This window comes from Deltaproteobacteria bacterium (assembly GCA_016874755.1).
GTDB lineage: Bacteria > Desulfobacterota > Binatia > UBA9968 > UBA9968 > DP-20.
In genome coordinates, this window is the sequence record VGTH01000009.1 from 107663 (window position 1) to 122892 (window position 15230).

General features: G+C 55.1%; 13 protein-coding genes and 6 tRNA genes. 4 read left to right on the forward strand and 15 right to left on the reverse strand.

Annotated features, from left to right (window positions below):
• Positions 1 to 190: 190 nt before the first annotated feature.
• The gene (gene rlmB, locus FJ145_07885; protein MBM4261342.1) at positions 191 to 961 is read right to left on the reverse strand and encodes a 23S rRNA (guanosine(2251)-2'-O)-methyltransferase RlmB; all 771 of its coding nucleotides are present in this window, start codon (positions 959 to 961) and stop codon (positions 191 to 193) included.
• Positions 962 to 1013: 52 nt separating this feature from the next.
• Between rlmB and lptF the strand changes: the two genes are divergently transcribed.
• Positions 1014 to 2213 carry an LPS export ABC transporter permease LptF gene (lptF, locus tag FJ145_07890; protein ID MBM4261343.1) on the forward strand — a complete coding sequence of 400 codons (1200 nt, stop codon included), beginning with the start codon at positions 1014 to 1016 and terminating at the stop codon, positions 2211 to 2213.
• Positions 2185 to 3327 (forward strand): LPS export ABC transporter permease LptG, encoded by a 1143-nt coding sequence (gene lptG, locus FJ145_07895; GenBank protein ID MBM4261344.1) that lies wholly within the window; start codon positions 2185 to 2187, stop codon positions 3325 to 3327. The genes lptF and lptG overlap by 29 nt, the downstream gene beginning before the upstream one ends.
• An 83-nt stretch (positions 3328 to 3410) precedes the next feature.
• Here the strand turns inward: lptG and rpsI are convergent, their stop codons facing one another.
• From rpsI to FJ145_07940, 9 genes are all read right to left on the reverse strand, one after another.
• Positions 3411 to 3803, reverse strand: coding sequence for a 30S ribosomal protein S9 (rpsI, locus tag FJ145_07900; GenBank protein ID MBM4261345.1), 393 nt, complete (start codon positions 3801 to 3803; stop codon positions 3411 to 3413).
• Between the two features lie 21 nt (positions 3804 to 3824).
• Positions 3825 to 4247 (reverse strand): 50S ribosomal protein L13, encoded by a 423-nt coding sequence (gene rplM, locus FJ145_07905; protein ID MBM4261346.1) that lies wholly within the window; start codon positions 4245 to 4247, stop codon positions 3825 to 3827.
• Between the two features lie 41 nt (positions 4248 to 4288).
• Positions 4289 to 4365, reverse strand: a tRNA-Asp gene (locus tag FJ145_07910).
• 56 nt (positions 4366 to 4421) lie between these two features.
• Positions 4422 to 4496 (reverse strand) — tRNA-Val (locus FJ145_07915).
• A 197-nt stretch (positions 4497 to 4693) separates the two neighbouring features.
• A complete protein-coding gene (locus FJ145_07920; GenBank protein MBM4261347.1) occupies positions 4694 to 7159 on the reverse strand; it encodes an endopeptidase La in 2466 nt (821 codons plus the stop codon).
• A 15-nt stretch (positions 7160 to 7174) separates the two neighbouring features.
• Positions 7175 to 8422, reverse strand: a complete 1248-nt coding sequence (clpX, locus tag FJ145_07925; GenBank protein ID MBM4261348.1) for an ATP-dependent Clp protease ATP-binding subunit ClpX — start codon at positions 8420 to 8422, stop codon at positions 7175 to 7177.
• A gap of 24 nt (positions 8423 to 8446) precedes the next feature.
• Entirely contained in the window at positions 8447 to 9052 is a 606-nt protein-coding gene (gene clpP / locus FJ145_07930) for an ATP-dependent Clp endopeptidase proteolytic subunit ClpP (GenBank protein ID MBM4261349.1), read from the reverse strand.
• A gap of 34 nt (positions 9053 to 9086) precedes the next feature.
• Positions 9087 to 10409, reverse strand: a complete 1323-nt coding sequence (tig, locus tag FJ145_07935; protein MBM4261350.1) for a trigger factor — start codon at positions 10407 to 10409, stop codon at positions 9087 to 9089.
• A gap of 121 nt (positions 10410 to 10530) precedes the next feature.
• Positions 10531 to 10613: transfer RNA gene (locus FJ145_07940), tRNA-Leu, on the reverse strand.
• A gap of 162 nt (positions 10614 to 10775) precedes the next feature.
• Here FJ145_07940 and FJ145_07945 point away from each other — a divergent pair.
• Positions 10776 to 12011 carry a molybdopterin molybdenumtransferase MoeA gene (locus FJ145_07945; protein ID MBM4261351.1) on the forward strand — a complete coding sequence of 412 codons (1236 nt, stop codon included), beginning with the start codon at positions 10776 to 10778 and terminating at the stop codon, positions 12009 to 12011.
• 13 nt (positions 12012 to 12024) lie between these two features.
• Positions 12025 to 13956, forward strand: a complete 1932-nt coding sequence (locus tag FJ145_07950; GenBank protein MBM4261352.1) for a molybdopterin biosynthesis protein — start codon at positions 12025 to 12027, stop codon at positions 13954 to 13956.
• Here FJ145_07950 and FJ145_07955 read toward each other — a convergent pair whose 3' ends face one another.
• From FJ145_07955 to FJ145_07975, 5 genes are all read right to left on the reverse strand, one after another.
• Positions 13957 to 14265 (reverse strand): DUF971 domain-containing protein, encoded by a 309-nt coding sequence (locus FJ145_07955; GenBank protein MBM4261353.1) that lies wholly within the window; start codon positions 14263 to 14265, stop codon positions 13957 to 13959. It lies immediately after the preceding gene.
• A 9-nt stretch (positions 14266 to 14274) separates the two neighbouring features.
• A complete protein-coding gene (locus tag FJ145_07960; protein MBM4261354.1) occupies positions 14275 to 14778 on the reverse strand; it encodes a hypothetical protein in 504 nt (167 codons plus the stop codon).
• A gap of 103 nt (positions 14779 to 14881) precedes the next feature.
• Positions 14882 to 14957 (reverse strand) — tRNA-Lys (locus FJ145_07965).
• Between the two features lie 99 nt (positions 14958 to 15056).
• A tRNA-His gene (locus FJ145_07970) sits at positions 15057 to 15133 on the reverse strand.
• A 16-nt stretch (positions 15134 to 15149) separates the two neighbouring features.
• Positions 15150 to 15226 (reverse strand) — tRNA-Arg (locus FJ145_07975).
• Positions 15227 to 15230: the final 4 nt, after the last annotated feature.

Genomic DNA, 15230 nt, shown 5'->3' on the forward strand with positions numbered 1-15230 from the left:
TGCCCCTGTAGCATCAATCAAATGGCCGCATACGCTGATTCAATAAACCAAAATGTGTAAGAAAATCGGGCTCTTACTGGCAAACCCCTACGCCGGAGTGCTTATCCCCATTCGTAAACGGTTATTTAAACCACCTATGGCACTTAATGTCAATAGCTAGACAAGGCCCGTAGACAAAGGGAAACCGCGCCTAGCTGCGAGCTTGCCTTTGCCGCATTACCTCATAAAGAAACACGGCTGCGGCGACCGAGACGTTCAGCGACGCCACTCTGCCGAGCATCGGGATCGACACCAGAAAATCACATTCCTGACGAATTAGGGTTCGAATGCCGTCGCCTTCGCTACCGAGCACCAAACAGAGCTTTGCGGGATAAACCCGGTCGAAGATGCTTTCGGCGACCCCGACCGATAGCCCTACGGTCCAAAACCCCCGCTCCTTGAGCCCATCCATGGCTCGGCGGAGGTTCGTTGCCTTATGTATTTTCAGATGATGCACCGCACCCGCCGAAGTCTTGCTGACGACCGGTGTAACTTCCACCGAACGATCTTTAGGGATAACGATATGTTTTACTCCGACCGCTTCGGCGGTACGGAGAATCGCGCCAAAGTTATGCGGATCAGTGACGCCGTCTAACGCAACAATGCTGCCTGACCAATCCGAAGCGGCAACCGCCTCGAACAAGTCGTCCATGCCGCTGTATTCAAAGGGCTTGATTTTGGCCACCGCGCCTTGATGCCGTTGGCCCTGGGCAAGCCGGTCCAAGAAAGCGCGGCGCACCACCGTCGACCGCACGCCGCGCTTTTTCGCTTCGTCGCAAAGCTCACGAACCGCGTTGGCACCGGACTCTTGAGCAACTAGTATTTCCAGCACATCGTTTGCCTGGGCGCGCAGTTTTTCGCGGATCGCGTGCAGACCATAGAGCAGCCAGGGTTCTTGATTCATCGCGTTTTCTCTTCTCATTTTGCCGCAGTGAATTTACAAAGAATCGCTCAACCGATAACATGCTGTCACCGTGAAGCGAAAGAGACTGTCGCGCTATTTGATTTCCGAGATCTTGCCGCCCTTCTTGTTCGGCATCGTGACCTTCACTTGCATGCTCATGGTGTTCCGTATCCTGAAGTTGATCGATCTCGTAGTGACCCGGGGCGTGCCGCTATCGCAGGTGGGAAAATTACTTTCGCTCATCGTGCCGACCTTTCTCGAGTTGACCGTGCCAATGGCGTTTCTCCTGGCTATCTTGCTAGGGTTGGGACGACTGGCCGGGGATCAAGAAATCATCGCCCTGAAAGCTTCCGGTGTGAGCCCCTGGCAAATCCTCAAACCGATTGCCTGTCTTGCCGCGGTTGTGGCGCTCATCACCCTTGGGCTTACGCTTTTCGCGCGCCCTGCGGCGAATCAGGCGCTGCGCCGGGAACTTTTCAGTATTGCTAAAGTCCGCCTCGGTACGGCGTTAAAAGAAAAGGTCTTCAACGACGATTTTCCTAAGATCCTGCTTTACATTGAAGAGTTGGTACCGCCCGGCAACACGGCCAAGGGCGTTATGATCATCGACAAAAGAGAGCGCAACAAAGACGACATCATCCTCGGCAAGGTTGCGTTCATCAGCACCGATGAGGAAACCAACAGCCTCGGCTTCAGGGTCTTCGATGGTTCGGTCTACAGCCGTGAAAAGAGCAAGCCTGGATTTAGCCAGACCAAATTCAACATATACGACTTCAAGCTCGACCTTGACGAGCTTGTCAGTCCGGCCAAGAGAAAGGACGCGGGTCCCAAAGAGACTTCGCTGGCACGGCTGCTCAATACCATCCGAAGCAAAGAGAGCCAGGGCATTAAAGTGATCGCCGAGAAGATGGAACTACACCAACGCCTCTCCTTTGCTTTTGTGCCGCTGGTTTTTTGTTTGTTGGGAGTAGCCCTGACGTTGTTACCGCGAAGCTCCCGGGCAAGCCGCTCATGGGCGTTTACCTTATGCCTCTTTTGGCTCATGGCTTACTATGCTTTGCTTTCGCTGGGCAAAGCTTTGGGTGACAAAGGCACTCTACCCCCCTGGGTCGCGCTATGGCTTCCCAACATGGTTGTCGGCACCATCGCCGCGCAGCTCTTTTTTAAGGCGATCAAGGAAAGTCCTCTGAAAATGCAAACCTGGTTCGATTGGGCGCTCAACTGGGGGGCTCGACGCAGGATTGCATTTCGCAAGCGAGCTCAAGCTTAACCCGATGAATGTTCGTGCCCGGACAAAATTTCTCCCCATTGGTTCAGTGCTCGACCGTTATCTTGGCGTGTCCTTCCTGCGAATGTTTTTTGCCAGCCTGGCGGTCGTTACGGCTCTGTTTCTAGTGGTCGATTTCTTCGACCGCGTCAGCACCTTCCTTGAGACGGGCACGTCGCTTTGGACCGTCCTGCGCCTGTTTTTCTATCGGGCGCCTTTGTCGATCTCGCGCATGACCGGGTTCGCCACGCTTTTTTCTACCTTGTTTTGTTTGAGTGTGATGGCTCGCACACAAGAAATCACCGCCATGCGCTCGAGCGGACTGAGCGTGCAACGCCTGGCCCTGCCAATATTTCTGTTATCGCTGCTGATCGGTGCAGGCACCTTTTTCTGGAATGAGACCCTCGTGCCGAGTTTTTCACACCGCGCCGAGGTGATCTATCGAACTGAGATCAAAAACAAGAAACAACAAAGCCTGATTGGCACCACCGACATTTGGATGCGCTCGGCAAATAGCTTTATCAACATCGACAGTTTCGACACCAAAACCAGCGCGCTGAAGGGTATTACAATTCTGCGGCTCGACAGGGACTTCGGTCTGATTGGCTTCGTCGAGATCCCCGACTCACGTTGGCTCGGCAAGCGTTGGGAAGCCCGCCCCGCAACCGAATGGAATTTTGCGCCAGACGGGAAGTTGACAAGCAAAACCACTAACCTTGCTCCCCCGCTAGTGGAAACTCCGGATGACCTTAAGCTGCTCGCCCGCAATACCGACCAGTTTGGCTTTTTTGATTTGCAGAAACAAATCGCCGACATGAAGAGCAAGGGGATCGATGCCACCAATTATGAGGTCGATCTGCAATCCAAACTCGCGGTGCCGCTGATTTCGCCGCTGATGGTCCTGGTGGCGATTCCCTTCGCCCTGAAAAAGCGTGTCAATGCCGGTTTGGCCTTGAGTTTTGGCTTTGCCATGGCGATCGGATTCAGCTACTGGGTCCTCTCCGCTTTCTGCATATCGCTGGGCCACGGCGCGGCTTTGCCGCCATGGATTGCGGCGTGGCTGCCCAACGCGATTTTTACGTTGATCGGATTATATTACGCCACTGCCGAGCAGTGACGGGAAAAGCATCCTGAAAAATAGAAAACGGGCGGCAGGGTTAGTGCTCGCCCGTTTTTGTGCTTCCAGTTTTCCGAAAGAAATTAACGCTTTGAATACTGCGGCCGTTTGCGCGCTTTGTGACGGCCATACTTTTTTCGCTCGACCGCGCGCGGATCGCGTGTCACGAAACCGGCTTTTTTCAGAGGCGGGCGAAGGTCGGGATTGAAATCGATAAGCGCGCGCGTGATGCCATGGCGTATCGCGCCGGCCTGGCCTGAGATGCCACCGCCGGTGACGTTGACGTCAATGTCAAAATTACCCTTGGTTTGTGTCACATCGAAGGGTTGCAACACGATCATCCGGGCTGTTTCTCTGCCAAAGTATTCTTCGAGAGAACGGTTGTTGATTTTGATGACGCCTTTGCCACGAGCCAGAAACACGCGGGCTACCGAAGTCTTCCGCCTGCCGGTTGCGTTCGATATTTTCTCTGCCATTCGACTGTTGCTCCCTCAGTTCTAAACGATCGCCAACGGCTGCGGTTTTTGCGCATCGTGTGGGTGCTCCGCGCCAGCGTAAACCTTCAACTTCGTCATGAGCTTGCGGCTCAAACGATTCTTCGGCAACATGCCTTTGACGGCAAGCCGCACTAGCTGCTCGGGCTTTTCGTTTAACATTTCCGTTGCGCTGCGTTCGCGAATGCCGCCGGGATACTCGGTGTGACGGTAATAGATTTTATCTTCCAACTTCTTCCCGGTGAGCTTGACCCCCCGGGCGTTCACAACGATAACGAAATCCCCGGCATCCATGTTCGGCGTAAACGTCGGCTTGTGCTTGCCGCGCAAAACTTTGCCGATCTCAGTCGCCATTCGCCCAAGGACTTTTCCCTGAGCATCGACGATGAACCACTTTCTCTGGGCCAATGCCTCTTTAGCATTCATGATATCACCTGGCATGTGCCGCCAGTCTCAGTCCAAAAAAATGGCGGGGCCGACGAGACTCGAACTCGCGACCTCCGGCGTGACAGGCCGGCGTTCTAACCAACTGAACTACGACCCCGACAGACAAAAGACTCAGACTATGGCGACTCCTGCTTCACCTATTCATCACTTTGCTGGTAGGCGGTACAGGATTTGAACCTGTGACCCCCGGCTTGTAAGGCCGATGCTCTCCCGCTGAGCTAACCGCCTCCAAAACTGCCCATGTCCATTGCTACTGGCAAAACCATGAACAGCCCACCAGCAGCTCAATCCAATCTTCCAAAAAATGGCTGCCGCGGCTCAGTCGAAAGGCGCGCTGGACACACGGTTGCGCACAAACTTTTTGCAAAAAATCTATATAACAACCAGGATGCCGAGTGTCAAATCACCCGGCATCCTGGTTCGCGTTATTGTGGTAAGATTTCCGGACTGGGGGCGTCATCCACCTTGTCAGCGAAGGGCGTGGACTCTTCCTTCGATTCGGCGGCGAGCGAGAGATTCTTGAACAGATTCTCCGGATCGTCGACCACCAATGCCTTTTTCAGTACATCATCGACGTGCGAGACCAACTCAAGCTCAACGCTTTTTAGCACCGTAGCGGGGATCTCCTCAATGTCTTTTTCGTTCTCTGCCGGAATCAAAACTCTCTTGATACCGGCGCGATGGGCCGCCAAAACCTTTTCTTTCAGACCGCCTATAGGCAGCACCGAACCGCGCAAGGTAATCTCGCCGGTCATGGCCATATCGCTGCGCACCGGGATTCGCACCAGTGCGGATACCAGAGATGTCGCCATCGTGATACCCGCGGACGGACCGTCTTTGGGAATCGCTCCTTCGGGAACATGGATATGGACATCGATCTTTTGATAAAAGTCTTTGTCTAACCCGAGCTCGGTGGCGCGTGAGCGCACGTAGCTCATTGCCGCACGGGCCGACTCCTGCATGACGTCACCAAGTTTGCCGGTGATAATCAGCTGGCCTTTCCCCGGCATGATGGTCACTTCGGTCGCAAGCAACTCCCCGCCGAGCTCGGTCCATGCTAGACCGGTGGTGACACCAACCTTATGTTCTTCATCCGCCTTGCCGTAACGGAATCGGATCGGCCCGAGGTACTTGTGCAGGCTCTTGCTGCCGATCTGCATGTGCGCGTTGCGATCTTTCTTGACGACCTCCACCGCAACTTTTCTGCAAATGGCCGAGATCTCGCGCTCGAGACTACGCACGCCGGCTTCCTTGGTGTAATGTCGGATCACGCCGAGCAGCGCATTGTCCGTAAACACGACGTTATCGGGTGTTAGGCCATTGGCTTCTTTTTGCTTCTCCAAAAGATACTTTTTCGCGATGCTCAGTTTTTCCAGCTCCGTATAGCCTGCGATCCGGATGATCTCCATCCGATCTTGCAGCGGGCGCGGGATGCGGTCCAAAGTATTTGCCGTGCTTATAAACATCACTTTGGAAAGGTCATAATCGAGGTCCAGGTAGTGATCATTGAAGGACGTGTTCTGCTCGGGATCGAGCACTTCGAGCAATGCTGAAGAAGGATCACCGCGGAAATCAGTCGACATCTTGTCGATTTCATCCATCAAGAACACCGGATTACTGGAGCCGGCTTTTTTCATCGATTGGACGATCTTGCCGGGCAAAGCACCGATATAAGTGCGCCGGTGACCGCGAATCTCAGCTTCGTCGCGCACGCCGCCAAGCGAAACACGGACAAATTTTCTGCCGGTCGAGCGTGCGATCGAGCGCCCCAATGAGGTCTTGCCGACACCAGGAGGGCCAACCAGGCAAAGGATCGGCCCCTTGATTTTGCCCACCAAGCTTTGCACCGCCAAGTATTCGAGAATTCTCTCTTTGACCTTCTCTAAACCGTAGTGATCTTCTTCAAGAACTTTCTCGGCTTCGTTGATATCCAACTTATCATCGGTAAATTCGCTCCAAGGCAAGCTAAGGATCCAGTCGATGTAGTTGCGGACAACCGTCGCTTCCGCTGACATGGGCGACATCATCTTGAGCTTCTTCAGCTCCTTTTCGACCTTGTCCTTCGCTTCGGCGGAGAGCTTTTTTTGTTTGATCTTTTCTTCTATCTCCTGGATTTCGTTTTTAAACTCATCTTTTTCGCCGAGCTCTTTCTGAATCGCGCGCATCTGCTCGTTGAGATAGTATTCTTTCTGCGAACGTTCCATCTGCTTCTTGACGCGCGAGCGAATCCGCCGCTCGACCTCCAGGATTTCGATTTCGGCGCGCATATGCGCGAGGACTTTTTCCAATCGCTCTGAAGCGTTAAAGGTCTCGAGCAAATTTTGCCGGTCGGCAAGCTTGATGCCGAGGTGGGCGACGATCGTGTCGGCCAGACGGCCAGGATCATCGATCGAAGAAACCGACATCACCATTTCGGGCGGGATCTTCTTTTTCAGCTTGACATAATTCTCGAAAGTCGTGTGCACCTCGCGCGTCAAAGCCTCGATCTCAGTGTTGCGCTCGACAACTTCAGGGGCATCTTCGACTTCCACCAGAAAAAAGTCCGGGTTGTTCACAAAGCGAGCGACCTGGGCCCTCTTTTTCCCTTCGATTAGGACTTTAACCGTGCCGTCGGGCAGCTTGAGCATCTGCACCACCGCGCCCAGAGTACCGATTTTGAAAATATCTTCTTCGCTAGGCTCGTTGGTCTTGGCGTCCTTCTGCGAGGAAAGAAAAATCGGGCTCTGTTTCTGGGTTGCCTCTTCCAACGCTTTGATCGAGCGCTGCCGCCCGACGAACAGCGGCACTACCATGTGCGGAAAGACTACGATATCTCTCAGCGGCAATAGGGGCACACGTGTCGCGCCCCCCGCTTGGTCTTTGTCGTCTTTTTTGTCGTTGCGAAACAACATAGATTCGTTTCCCCCCTAAGCGCTCTCCGCAGCCTTGGTGTATACGACTATCGGCGGTTCGTTTTTCTCAACAACATCCTGAGAAATCACAACCTCTTTGATATTCGGCTGCGACGGCATATCATACATGATCTCAAGCATGATGTTCTCCATGATCGCCCGCAGCCCGCGCGCTCCCGACTTGCGCTTCATCGCTTCGCGCGCAATGGCGCGCAACGCGTCTTCGTGAAACTTGAGATGCACGCTCTCCATCTCAAAAAGTTTAGAATACTGCTTGGTCAGCGCGTTCTTTGGCTCTTTCAAGATGCGCACCAAAGCCGATTCATCCAATTCATCCAGCGTTGCGATCACCGGCAAGCGGCCGATAAACTCGGGAATCAAGCCAAATTTCAGCAAATCCTCCGGTTGCACATCGTGTAGCAGCTCAGTCGGCCGGCGCCCGTCTTCTAACTGACCACCGAATCCCATGCGCTTCCTGCCGATCCGCTTGCGGATTATGTCCTCAAGTCCGACGAATGCGCCGCCGCAGATAAACAAGATGTTGGTCGTATCAACTTGCAAAAACTCCTGTTGCGGATGCTTTCTGCCCCCCTTGGGAGGCACACTCGCCATCGTCCCTTCGACTATCTTTAGCAGCGCCTGCTGCACCCCTTCGCCCGAAACGTCGCGGGTAATCGAAGGATTGTCCGACTTGCGCGAAATCTTATCGATCTCGTCTATATAGACGATGCCGCGCTGCGCTTTTTCAACGTCGTAGTCAGCGGCCTGCAATAAATTCAAGATGATATTCTCTACGTCCTCACCGACGTAGCCAGCCTCAGTTAGGCTAGTCGCATCCGCGATCGTGAACGGAACCTGCAGGAAACGGGCCAAAGTCTGAGCCAGCAACGTTTTTCCAGAACCCGTGGGGCCGAGTAGAAGAATATTGCTCTTCTGTAACTCGACATCGCCGGTCACCATCTGGCTGTCGATTCGTTTATAGTGATTATGAACCGCAACTGCGAGAATTTTCTTAGCACGCTCCTGACCGATCACATATTGGTCGAGGACGCGCTTTATTTCCGAAGGCTTGGGAACGTTGGAGGACGCATTGAGGGTCTCGTCGTGATCGACTTCTTCGGCGATGATATCGTTGCACAGGTCGATACATTCATCACAAATATAAACCGTCGGGCCGGCGATGAGTTTGCGAACTTCATCCTGACTTTTGCCGCAGAAAGAGCAAACCAGATTTCCGGATCGGTCATCGCCATGCTTTGGCATAAAACCCCTCGTGTGGGCAGCTTTCTACTTCTTGAGTAAGCCAGTGTCGGGACGGCTGGCGATCACTTCGTCGACCAAACCATATTCCTGGGCCTGCTTCCCCGTCATAAATAGGTCGCGATCGGTGTCCTTTTCAATTCGCTTCAAGCTCTGCCCGGTGTGCCGCGTCAAGATGTTATTGAGCTCTTCGCGCATGCGCAATATTTCTCTAGCCTGGATGTCAATGTCTGTGGCTTGTCCCTGGAAGCCGCCCAATGGCTGGTGAATCATGATGCGCGAATGGGGTAACGCAAAACGCTTGCCTTTAGCTCCCGCTGCCAACAACACGGCACCCATACTCGCCGCTTGACCGACACAAACCGTCGAGATTTGTGGGCGGATATACTGCATCGTGTCGTAGATTGCCAAACCGGCCGTCACCGATCCACCCGGGCTGTTAATGTAGAAGAAAATATCGCGCTCAGGGTCTTCAGACTCGAGGAAAAGCAGCTGGGCAGTGATGAGATTGGCAACTTCGTCGCTAACGACAGTGCCAAGAAATACGATCCGATCTTTAAGCAGGCGAGAATAAATGTCGTAGGCGCGTTCCCCGCGTCCGGTTTGTTCAACAACGATCGGAATGAAACTCATGACTCGGGGGACTCCTTAACCGTCAGTTCCGAGTCTAGCTTTTTTTGCCTTCATCATCAACCTTAGGAGCCGGCGGATCGACCTCTTTTATCAGCGATTTTTCCAAAAGAAAGCTTAAAGTTCGGTCAAAAACTATCTGCGCGCGCAAATCTTCGCGCGCTTCAGGCCGCGCATAGTAATCGCGCACGGTTTTGGCGCGCTCGCCCGATGAGCGGGCCATCGTATCGATGCGTTCTTGCAGCTCCCGATCATTCACTTCAATCTTTTCTTGCTGCGAAATCTTTTCGACCAGCAGCGTCGCCTGAATTTGTCGGGCAGCGCGGCCCTCGAAGAGCTTTTTCGTCTCTTCGGTGGTCGCCGGCGCCTCGTCCGATGCGCCGTTGGCAGCACCGCGATCATCGTACCGTTCCATTAGATAGCGAGTTTGCCGTTCAACCATAGCTGGTGGCGGCGTAACCGAGTGCTTGTCTAAAATACGACTTAGGACCTGCTCCTTGAGCTCCTCTTCTTGGTAACGCTTGAACTCATCCTCCAAGCGCCCACGAATTTTTCCTCTAAGTTCCTCCAACGATGCGCACTCGCCGTGGTCCTTGGCGAATTCGTCATCTAGAGTCGGCAGGACTTTTTGCTTTAAGTCGCGCACGAGGATTTCAAAGTCCACCGTCTTACCCGCTATTTCTTTATTGGGGTAATCTTCTGGGTAAGGCACTTGAATCGCGTCACGCTCACCCACCTTTAAGCCAATTAACGAAGTTTCAAACTGCGGTAGAACCTGCCCCGCGCCGATTTGCAAAGGATAGTTTTCACCTTTTCCGCCGGCGAAAGGTTTGCCCGAAAGGGAGCCAGAAAAATCGAGGGTGATGAAATCGCCCTTGTGCACGACCTCACGATTCTCCACCGGCTCGAGCCGCGCGTGGCCCTCCTGCAGGCGTGCCAAGGCCGCGTCCACTTGCTCATCGGTAATGGCGAAACGGACTTTCTCGACCTCGACTCCGAGATAATCCTGGATTTGGATTTCAGGCTTGACCTCAAAGACCGCGGAAAACGAAAACGGCCCGCCGTCTTTCAATTCATGGGCATCGATCTCCGGGCGTGAAACGATCTGCATCCCACGATCTCGGATAACTTCGCCCAAACTCTCTTCGACCAGGTGAGAACGCACCTCGCCGGTAATTTCCTCGCCGTACATCCGTTGCAGCACCGTGCGCGGCGCCTTGCCGGCGCGAAAACCGCGAATACGCACACGCCGGCCGAGGTCGCGATAGGCGCGCACAAATTCGTCAGTGACCTTTGCTGAGGGCAACTCGATCTGAACTTTTCGTTGAACCGGACTTATTTCAGCGACATCCACTTTCATAGTCAAAAGCGCGCGGCGATCCTCGGCTCCCTCGCAAAAATCTCTTTACTCAACCCCGCGGCGGCAGCCGATCGATGACCCGACGTTTCACCTTTCTCGATTTGCGTTGCAGCACCATACTTGGTGCGAGAGGGGGGACTCGAACCCCCACGGTTGCCCGCTAGATCCTAAGTCTAGTGCGTCTGCCAATTCCGCCACTCTCGCACGACTTTTTGCGTTATTGCGCGAACATCTGGCAAATCTAGGGCAGAGTAGGAAACACCTTGCACTATGTCAAGGACTGAACGGCTGCTTTCTCGCGTGGTTGCGCGCAAAATTTCTCTTTAAAAATGGCCAACTACCCGTTATTAGTGTTTCCGACAGCCCATGAAGAACTTTTTCAAAGTGGTCACGCCCAAAGAAGCCTATCACCAGCTCGCACAGGCAAACCCGGGCGCACCCGAGTCCATCGATGTGGTTAAGGCGCGCGGCCGGGTTCTGGCGAACGATCTTTTTTCGGCAGTCGACCTGCCCCACTTTCATCGTGCCGGCATGGACGGATTTGCCGTGCGCGCCAAAGACACCTTTGGCGCCAGCGCCACTTTGCCGGCCTATCTCAAACTCACCGGCACGGTGGACATGGGAAAAGACGTAACGCAAAGCGTCGCCCCGGGGGAAACCATGCGCATCTCCACCGGCGGCATGTTGCCCCCCGAATGCGACGCCGTGGTTATGGTCGAATACACCGAAGAGCTCGACAACGGCACGGTGGAAATCCAACGCGCGGTAGCGCCATGGCAAAATGTCATTCAGATCGGCGACGATATCAGGAAAGGCGATTTGGTTTTTCCCCGCGGCCGCCGTTTGCGCGCCCACGATCTCGGCGCACTCACCGGCATCGGAGTAAGCTCGGTGGAAGTTTTCAAGAAACCGCGTATTGCGCTGATCTCGACCGGCGATGAAATCATCGACGCCGCGAGCGAGCCCGGCCCAGGCCAGGTGCGCAATATCAATCAACACTCGCTCGCCGGTTTGATTGAAGAATGGGGCGCCGAGCTGCATGACTACGGCGTTGTCCGCGATGATCGGCAGGCATTGGAACAAACGATCAACAGAGCCCTGATACAAGCCGACTCCTTATTTCTCTCTGGCGGCAGCTCGGTTGGCGCCCGCGACATCACGCTCGATGCAATCTTGGCGATGCCGGAGGCAAAAATCTTTTTTCACGGCATTTCTGTGAGCCCAGGCAAGCCGACAATCTATGCCGAAGCGTGCGGCAAACCGATTCTCGGCCTGCCCGGGTATCCGGTATCGGCGCTGGTGATTTTTGATCTGTTTGCGGTCCCGCTACTGCGCCGATTGTCCGGGGAAACTTTGGACGAGGCAGAGCACTTTCACGCCAACTGCCGTGCTATACTGAAGACCAATGTCGCCTCACAAAGCGGCCGCGAAGACTACGTGCGCGTCAGCCTCGAGCGCGCTTCGGACAAGCTTTACGCAACTCCTCTTCCCAACAAATCCGGCGCGATCTTCACCTTGGTCAAAGCCGACGGCATGATCCGCATCGAGCTCAACCAAGAAGGCGTGGAAGCCGGCGAAGAAGTTGACGTGATGTTGTTCTAGCGACGGACGTTCGATGGCGCGCAAACGATACTTGAAGAAAACGCCGCTGCATGAAGCCCGCGAGCTCTTTCTCGCGCGCATCGATCCAAGCCAATTGGAGTCGGAAACCGTCGCGGTCGGCCAGGCGCTCAATCGCACCACCGCAGTGCCTGTGTTCGCCAAGATCTCGGCACCGCATTACCACGGCTCGGCGATGGACGGCATCTGCGTGCGCGCTGAGGACACCTTTGGCGCCACCGAGTTCAATCGTAAACAGCTGCGCTTGCTCACCCGTGAAGACGCGCCGACGGGTCGTTTCGCCTACGTCGACACCGGCCACGCGCTGCCGCTCTGGGCCAACGCTGTGATCATGATCGAAAAAGTGCACCAGGTCGACGACCAGACGTTAGAAATTTTCGAATCGGCAGCGCCCTGGCAAAACGTCCGGTTGGTCGGCGAAGACGTGGTCGCCACTGAATCGCTGCTACCGCGCGCCCATCGGCTGCGCCCCTACGATCTCGGCGCATTGCTTGCCGCCGGCCATACCGAAGTGAGAGTCCTCGCGCGGCCGCGCGTGGCGATCATTCCCACCGGCGATGAAATCGTTCAGCCCGGGCCCAATGTCCAACCGGGGCGGATCATCGACTTCAACTCCACCGTTTTAGCTGCGCTGATTACGGACGCCGGCGGCGACGCGACCATTTTGCCAACCGCGAGCGACGATCCGGCAAAAATCAAAGAGAGTCTTGCTGCCGCGCTCAAAGATCATCACATGGTCGCCATCATCGCCGGCTCCTCCGCCGGCGAACATGATTTCACTGCGCAGGCGATCGAAGAAAACGGCGAGCTGCTCGCGCACGGCATCGACGTTATGCCCGGCAAGCCGGCGATTCTCGGCGTTGTCCAAGACAAACCGGTAATCGGCGTGCCCGGCTATCCGGTCTCCGCCATCGTCGTTGCGCGCGAAATCATCGAAGCCGCGCTGGCGAAATTTCTCGGCCAAGGTTTCGTTGCGCGCACCAAGGTCAATGCCTATATCCCCAAGAAAATCGCCTCCCATTTGGGCACCGAAGAATTGCTCCGCGTCACGCTCGGACGGGTCGAAAACAAACTCGTCGCCGTGCCGCTGCGGCGCGGCGCCGGCGTGATCACGACGATGGTGCAGGCCGACGGCCTGTTGCGGATTCCTAGTCTCGTCGAAGGCATCAATGCCGGGGAAGAAGTCGAGATCGAGCTGCTCCGCCCGGCTGAAGCCATCGATCGGACGGTCCTCTGCACCGGCAGCCACGATCTTACAATTGACGTCCTTGGCGATGAGCTAAAACGCAATTTCCCAGGCATGCGGATCGCCGCCAGCAATGTCGGGAGCCTCGGAGGCCTAACCGCCATCCAACGCGGCGAAACCCACATCGCCGGCACGCACCTGCTAGACATGGCAACCGGTCGCTACAACGTTCCTGATATACAGCGTTCGATCGCAAAGACACCGATAGTCTTGGTTCATTTGGTGCGCCGCCAACAAGGTTTGCTCGTGGCACCAGGCAATCCGAAGAATATTGCCGCGCTAAAAGACATCGCGCGCACTGACATCAGGTTCGTCAATCGCCAACCCGGCTCCGGCACCCGCGTGCTGCTCGACTACGAGTTGCAAAAATTGAGGGTCGAGCCGCGCGCAATCCACGGCTACGAACGCGAAGAGTTCACGCACATGGGCGTTGCCGTCGCCATTGCCAGTGGCCTTGCCGACGTCGGCTTAGGCGTGCGCTCCGCGGCAAACGCGCTCAATCTCGAATTCATCCCGGTGGGTGAGGAAGAGTACGACTTACTGATCCGCCGCTCGTTCTTTGCCTCCGACGCCGGTGCCAATTTGCTCCAAGTGATCCGCTCCGCAGAGTTTCGTAAAGCGGTCGAAGCCCTCGGCGGTTACGACGCCGGCGTTTCGGGCGAGCTCGTCTATCAACAATAACTAAACCTTCCGACAAACCGAACAAGGGCACAGCCCGCGCAGATACTCGTAGGTGTAAATTCCGGTGCTGTGGCCGTCGTGCCAGCGAAATTCGATGGCGTAGTTACCCACGGGTTGAACGCCAACCAGCTGCGCGTCCGGCACATCGATAAACCGGCGCTGCGCCCCATGCCCCTGGCACAGCGCACAGGGACAGTAGCCGCGCAAATAGGTTTCAGCGTAGTCACCGATATGGCCATCGTCCCAAGTGATGCGCACCACTTGGTTGGCTTTGACGTGATTGATCTCCGTTGGCAAATGCGCGCCCACAAAAATCCTCTAACTCGCAGTGCTGATGCAGTTGATTAGGTTTCGATTCACCAGAAAAGTGCGCGCGGGAATATCCCGCCTGTCGAGAAAAACCGCCTCGGTGACGGGAACAAACCGGGTGCGCGCCATTAAGATTTCTTGCACATGGGCGCCCGGCGTCAGATGGACGTTGCCTTCAATCCAATAACGTCCCACGCCGAGCACCGCCCGACTCGGATCTTTCTTGACATAAAGATGTTCAAACCCCGCCCGGCTTTGGCGCAGCTGCGGACTCAAATCGGCTATCAGCAAGACCTGCTGCATGTAAACTAAATATTGACTCGCCAAGCTGCTCAGCGCATTGCCGGCAAGATCCGTCAACGCCGCATCACGCAACGAAAAGGCTTCCTCCCCTTCACGCAAGAGCAAGTGATTGCTCAAGCGATCTTGATGGGTGACAAGAACGCCACGGAGCACCGCCGTGTCGAAGTAAACTTCGAGCGGCATCGAGTAAGTCATGAAGTCTTGCGCCATAGAGTTTCTCGAAGAAAGCGGGAAAATTATCGCATTCGCTTCAGCCGCTGACAAGCTGAAGTCGGCAGGAGAAATTAATTTGGGGCTAAAGTGGAGAGAAATTTGGTGGGCCGCCGGAGACTCGAACTCCGGACCCGCTGATTAAGAGTCAGCTGCTCTACCAACTGAGCTAGCGGCCCACTGTCCTCGCGTTGCTCGGAATTTCAAATTGCAAATCTCAGATTCACCAACGATTTGGAATCTGGAATTTTCGATTCTGTAATCCCGCTTGGCGGGTATGGGGTGAGTGAAGGGACTTGAACCCTCAACCCCTGGAACCACAATCCAGTGCTCTAACCAGTTGAGCTACACTCACCGCATCCAAAACGTTCTGGCGCGCCAGAAGGGATTCGAACCCCTGACCTACGGCTTAGAAGGCCGTTGCTCTATCCAGCTGAGCTACTGGCGCTTAC

Coding starts and splice junctions, on each gene's coding strand:
- rlmB (MBM4261342.1), bottom strand. CDS start 961: ATGAGAAGAGAAAACGCGATGAATCAAGAACCCTGGCTGCTCTATGGT.
- rpsI (MBM4261345.1), bottom strand. CDS start 3,803: ATGGCAGAGAAAATATCGAACGCAACCGGCAGGCGGAAGACTTCGGTA.
- rplM (MBM4261346.1), bottom strand. CDS start 4,247: ATGAATGCTAAAGAGGCATTGGCCCAGAGAAAGTGGTTCATCGTCGAT.
- FJ145_07920 (MBM4261347.1), bottom strand. CDS start 7,159: ATGTTGTTTCGCAACGACAAAAAAGACGACAAAGACCAAGCGGGGGGC.
- clpX (MBM4261348.1), bottom strand. CDS start 8,422: ATGCCAAAGCATGGCGATGACCGATCCGGAAATCTGGTTTGCTCTTTC.
- clpP (MBM4261349.1), bottom strand. CDS start 9,052: ATGAGTTTCATTCCGATCGTTGTTGAACAAACCGGACGCGGGGAACGC.
- tig (MBM4261350.1), bottom strand. CDS start 10,409: ATGAAAGTGGATGTCGCTGAAATAAGTCCGGTTCAACGAAAAGTTCAG.
- FJ145_07945 (MBM4261351.1), top strand. CDS start 10,776: ATGAAGAACTTTTTCAAAGTGGTCACGCCCAAAGAAGCCTATCACCAG.
- FJ145_07950 (MBM4261352.1), top strand. CDS start 12,025: ATGGCGCGCAAACGATACTTGAAGAAAACGCCGCTGCATGAAGCCCGC.
- FJ145_07960 (MBM4261354.1), bottom strand. CDS start 14,778: ATGGCGCAAGACTTCATGACTTACTCGATGCCGCTCGAAGTTTACTTC.